General features: G+C 55.5%; 1 protein-coding gene. It reads left to right on the top strand.

Annotated elements, in window-relative coordinates; genetic code table 11:
• The first annotated feature begins 623 nt into the window (after positions 1 to 623).
• Entirely contained in the window at positions 624 to 1,604 is a 981-nt protein-coding gene (locus tag RCH10_RS27585) for an HDOD domain-containing protein (RefSeq protein ID WP_409054841.1), read from the top strand.
• Positions 1,605 to 1,843: the final 239 nt, after the last annotated feature.

Genomic DNA, 1,843 nt, shown 5'->3' with positions numbered 1-1,843 from the left:
GCGGCGGTTAAATCTGCCGACAGCTTGGATAAGGTGCCCGCACAAGGGATGGCTGGTCCTTTGAAGTGGGTAATGACCAGCAGCGTGGTCGCGATGCTCGGTGCGTTGGTGTATTTCGCTACTCGATGAATCCGGTCACGTTGCCGAAATCGTCGGTCACCTTCGCCGAAATACGCAGGAAGGATAACTAAAAATTAGTCTCCTTGAATATAAACATATTGTCTAAAAGGCGGAGGGTAAATCTTGATTCTTTGAAAAAGCCATGCTGTCGGCCCTCCTCGCAACGTTTACGAACGCTGAAACCGACGGGCGATGGGCGATGGGCGGGAAATTTGGCTTGCGCTGGTAAAGAAAGCGGTCTGATCGTGATGAATTGCCACTGGCAGAAATCTCCCTCGTACTAAGATTTGCTAATCTAATCGGGGCTAGTCAGATCGCTTGCCCCTTCGTTTGGGCCACTACGAAAATTGAACCGCTTTTTCAGCACTCTTGCTGGCCTGAGATCCAAGGCCAAACGTCCCGCTAGCGTCCGTGCCGACACTGGACGTTGTTCTGGCCATCAGAGCTCATTCGGAGCGGATCACAGTGTGCCGCCGAATCATCAGGTCCTGCTCCTGCCGTGCATGGCAGCGACGCAAGAGGAAGCCCGGGAACACGGAGTGGCTCAGGATGTCCAACACTACGGCTACGACGGTTTCCGTTGGTTGTCCGGCGACAAGGTTTCGAATCTTGTTCGCACATCGCTTGAACAACAGTTTGAGAGTTTGCCGCGGCCACCCAGAGCGTTCCACGAACTGCTGTCATTGCATTTCGTGGCACGCGCTTCATCGAACTACCTTGGCGACTTGGTAGCCGCGGAGCCTATCGTTGTCGCGCGCATTTTGGCGCGAGTGAATTCATCGCTGTATGGCACCCGCGCCCCCATCGAGCGACTTGGGCAAGCCATAACGTTCCTTGGCTTGCACAGCGTACGCAACATTTGCCTGCGCTATCTGCTCAACGAATCTTTCAAGTTGGCCAATTCGTCGGTGAAAAAGACGCTGAGCAGAATCTCCGAAGCCAGTTCCATCGCCACCGACCTTGCCGAGCGGCTTGCAAAACTCTTGGAACTTGAGGATCCGGCCTCCCTGACAACGCAAGTGGTACTGTCTTTCACGGGCCACCTTGCATGTGCCTTGATTGAGCCCTCCACATCAAATTCAGAAGCCCCAACCGGGCTTCTGCAACGATTCGAACAGCAACAGGCATCCATCGGACTCGCGGCACCGGAAGTAGGCAGGCTGTTGCTGATCTCATGGGGTCTTCCTCAGCAGCTGATTAACAACGTCGCTGCCATCGACCGGGTATTGCTTCCACTGGAAGGTCCACCAAGTCCAACGAGCCAGAGTGCGGCCGTCGGATTCTTGTGCGCACGGTTGGGGGAGCATCTGGCGAACGACGGACCCAACAAACCTGGAGACCTTGACGCCTGGCTGGAGAGCGACGACGACCTCCGCTTTCTGGGTTCGCATTTTGACCAGGCCTCTTATGCAGAGGTGATGCAAACCATTTCTGCGCCCGGCTTTCTGGAAGACATCCGCGCCGTTGCTAAACCGCAGGATTGAAGTGGAGCGAGGTGACTGTAGCGCCGTGAGGGTTGGCAAAGCGTCTTAGCGCCAATCCACTTCAGGCGATTCCCGCGAAGCTGCCGATTCGATAAAACGATCGACTGCTTAACCACAAAAATCTTCGACCAGCCTGAACCGCTGTGCGTATTTCAGCGATCGTGGACGCCTGTTTCAGGCTGATCGTGGACGGGGTTTCAGCGCCATCTTGGATGGCGCAGGGACGCGCGCAAGCGATA

Source organism: Variovorax sp. GrIS 2.14, from assembly GCF_046115955.1.
Classification (GTDB): Bacteria; Pseudomonadota; Gammaproteobacteria; order Burkholderiales; family Burkholderiaceae_C; genus Variovorax.
The sequence above is the reverse complement of the archived record's forward strand: the minus strand, read 5'-3'. Positions and strand labels throughout refer to the sequence as shown.